The 864-nt window shown below is 55.8% G+C and carries 2 protein-coding genes; both read right to left on the reverse strand.

Annotation, left to right across the window (positions count from 1 at the left end):
• The coding region (locus EN943_RS38125; RefSeq protein ID WP_206522894.1) for a hypothetical protein at positions 1-369 on the reverse strand (369 nt) is incomplete at its 3' end.
• A 285-nt stretch (positions 370-654) separates the two neighbouring features.
• A partial coding sequence (locus EN943_RS37200; protein WP_206522895.1) for a nicotinate-nucleotide--dimethylbenzimidazole phosphoribosyltransferase occupies positions 655-864 on the reverse strand: 210 nt, incomplete at its 5' end.

An 864-nucleotide genomic window follows, 5' to 3' on the forward strand; every position in this document is an offset into this window, starting at 1 on the left:
CCTGTCTCGAGTCCGGCGGAGGACGATATTGGCAAGCGCAGCATCGGGAATTGAGAATGCCATTATGGAGCGCTTGCTCCCATCTGGTTTGGGTATCTGGTAGTTGATGGCGGCTACAGGCTGATACGTTTTGGTCAATACCTTGTGCCAAATCGTCTTCGCTAAGAAATTGGCGTGCCGCGCACAGTAGGCAGGATCAAAATGTTTGTGTTTGTAAATTGGAGCTGCCGGTGGCGGGAGACCAGCGGCTATCCCCGTTCGCCTTTCAAATTTGTCACGATATTCTTTTTCAGAATATTCAAGGCGCTTCTGCTTAGAAAACGATCTGGCGGCTAGCCGCTTTATTTCAGCTCTTATCGCGTTCTGCACTTGCCCCTCACGAACGAAGTCGGCGACGGGGCTAAATAGTCAGGGATTCCGGTAGAGGGGTTTCCCCCACCGTCACATCTGCTGTTTCCAACAAATGCGCCATCGACACCTAAATGTCCGGTACTTCGCCCCGCCGCCTCGGCTACTTCGCCACAAAAGTAAACTAGCTTCTCATTCGGTCGCGGTCAAATCCATGATGGCTTAGTTTTTTAGCCAGCCATTGAGGTAAGCTATGCGATGCGAGAAAACAGGCTTATCTGGTTGCAAGCCTGAGCGTTTGGTCTCCTACTTCTCCGAAACGCCCGCCTCGGCAAAACTCGCCATGCTTGCATGGCACTCCAGCGCCGAGCGGACGATGTTGACGGCGAGGCAGGCGCCGGAGCCTTCGCCGAGCCGCATGCCGAGATCGAGTAGCGGCGGCAGGCCGAGGGCTTCGAGCAGGCCACGGTGGCCGGACTCAGCCGAGACGTGCGCAGCGATGGTGTGGGCAAGGCC

The sequence above is a fragment of the Mesorhizobium sp. M7A.F.Ca.US.006.01.1.1 genome, from assembly GCF_003997935.1.
Taxonomy (GTDB): domain Bacteria; phylum Pseudomonadota; class Alphaproteobacteria; order Rhizobiales; family Rhizobiaceae; genus Mesorhizobium.